Annotated in this window: 2 protein-coding genes; both read right to left on the reverse strand. The window is 73.7% G+C overall.

The window, feature by feature from the left end:
• Positions 1-131: 131 nt before the first annotated feature.
• A complete protein-coding gene (locus M8C17_RS31680; RefSeq protein ID WP_252420467.1) occupies positions 132-1349 on the reverse strand; it encodes a glycosyltransferase in 1218 nt (405 codons plus the stop codon).
• Positions 1334-2092: glycosyltransferase (locus tag M8C17_RS31685; protein ID WP_252420469.1), on the reverse strand; the 759-nt coding region annotated here is incomplete at its 5' end. The genes M8C17_RS31680 and M8C17_RS31685, both read right to left, overlap by 16 nt.

Below are 2092 nucleotides of genomic sequence, written 5' to 3' on the forward strand. Positions count from 1 at the left end.
CCGCCCACCGCCGGCCAGCCGGTGCGCCAGTTGCGCACCCCAGCGCGCCAGCTGTGGCTCGCACTCCCGGTAGGGCGCCAGCGCCGCGGCGAGATTCGTCAGGTGCGTGTCGAGCAGGGTGCCCGCCGGCATCAGGCCACCACCCGGGTCGGCCGGCGCACCGCGGCCACCTCGCCGTAGACCTCCGCCAATCGCTCGGCGGTGACCGCCCACGAGTACCGCGACCGGACCCGCTCGCGCGCCGCGGTGGCGTACCCGAAGCGCCGGATCCGGTCGTCGAGCAGCCGCCCGATCGCGGCGGCCAGGGCACGCGGGTCCCGGGCCGGCACGAGGAGACCGGTCGTCCCGTCGACCACGGTGTCGCGGATCCCGCCCACGGCGGTGCCGACGACCGGCACCCCGCAGGCCATGGCCTCCAGTGGGGTCAGGCCGAACGGCTCGTACCAGGGGGCGGCGACGAGCAGGTCCGCCGACCGGTACCAGCGGCCCATCTCCTCCCGGGGCACCGCGCCGACCAGCCGCACCCGGTCGGCCACCCCACACGACTCGGCCAGCGCCCGCAACCGCCGCGCGTACGGGTCGGTCTCCAGCAGCCCCTCGGGTGGGCCACCGACCACCACGCACTCGGCGTCCGGGACCAGCTCCATCGCGCGGACCACCGTCTGGAAGCCCTTGCGCTCGACCAGCCGGCCCACCGTCAGGATCCGTGCCTGACCGGGCTCGCGGTCCGCGGCGGGCCCGAACGGGGAGAACGTGGAGAGGTTGACGCCGGAGGGCACGACGGTCATCCGGGACCGGGGCACCCCCATCCGGACCAGCTCGCCGACCTCGTCGCGGCACTGCGCGACCACCCGGTCCACCGAGCGGCCCAACTCGCGCTCGTAGGACACCCGCCGGGCCGGGCTGGTGTCCTGCACGCCCTGATAGCGGCGCTTCACGGTGCCCAGCGCGTGGTACGTCTGCACCACCGGCACCCCGGTCTGCCGACCGGCGGTCAGCGCGGCCAGGCCACTCATCCAGAAGTGCGCGTGGATCACCTCGGGCACCCAGGACCCGTCCCGCCACCGCTCGATCAGCCAGTGGCTGAAGTCGCGCATGTGCGGCAGCAGCGCGTCCTTGGCCACCGGCTCGGCCGGACCGGCCGGTACGTGCACCACGTCGTATCCGTCGGGGCTGCGGACGGTCACCGGCAGGTCGAGCGCGTCGCGGCGGGTGTAGACCTTCACCTCGTGCCCGGCGGCGGCGAGCGCGGCGGACAGTTCCGCGACGTGCGTGTTCTGGCCGCCGGCGTCCTCCCCTCCGAGGACGGCGAGCGGGCTGGCGTGCTCCGAGATCATCGCGATCCGCATACTTCCTCCTCCAGCAGCCGGTCCCAGTCAGCGAGGAAACGGTCGAGGCCGTACCTGTCCCGCGCGGCGGCCTGTGCCGCCGCGCCGGCCTGACGCGCGGCCTCCGGTTCGGCCATGAACCGGCGGGCGGCGTCGAGCAGGGTGTCAACCCGGGTGGCGAGCACCCCGGCGTCCGGGGGTACGGCCGTGACGGCTTCGGTGGTGGCGAGGGCGACGACGGGCATGCCGATGGACATGGCTTCGATGAGGCTGAGTCCGAGGGAGGTCCATCGGCAGAGGTGTAGGTAGGCGCGTCGTCGGGCCAGTTCGGCGTGCATCTGGTGCTGGGGTGTGTCGTCGTGGCTGGTGAGTCGGTCGGCCGGTAGGCCGAGGTGGTCGGCGAGGCCGGTGACTCCCATGCCGTAGACGTCCAGTGGGGCGATCTCGGCGAACCGGGCCAGCAGGTCGGTGCCGGTGACCCGGCCCCGCCGGACCGGCTCGTTGATCACGACGGCGAGGCGGTCCAACTCGCCGGTGTAGGTCACGGTGGGCGCGACGATGCCGTGGTCGATGACGGTCGTGCGGGCGGTGCCGGTGTCCCAGAAGAGTTGGTTGAAGCCGGTGACGTGGGCGATGAGCAGGTCGGTGTGGTCGGCCATGGGGTGGCGGCTGTTCGGCACGTCGCCCTTGGGCGTGTTGTGTTCGACGTAGATGGCGGGCAGGTCGCGGCCGGGGCGGCGGTGCAGCCATTGTTCGGTGAGGTC

The organism is Micromonospora sp. RHAY321, assembly GCF_023896955.1.
Taxonomy (GTDB): domain Bacteria; phylum Actinomycetota; class Actinomycetes; order Mycobacteriales; family Micromonosporaceae; genus Micromonospora.

Coding starts and splice junctions, on each gene's coding strand:
- M8C17_RS31680 (WP_252420467.1), bottom strand. CDS start 1,349: ATGCGGATCGCGATGATCTCGGAGCACGCCAGCCCGCTCGCCGTCCTC.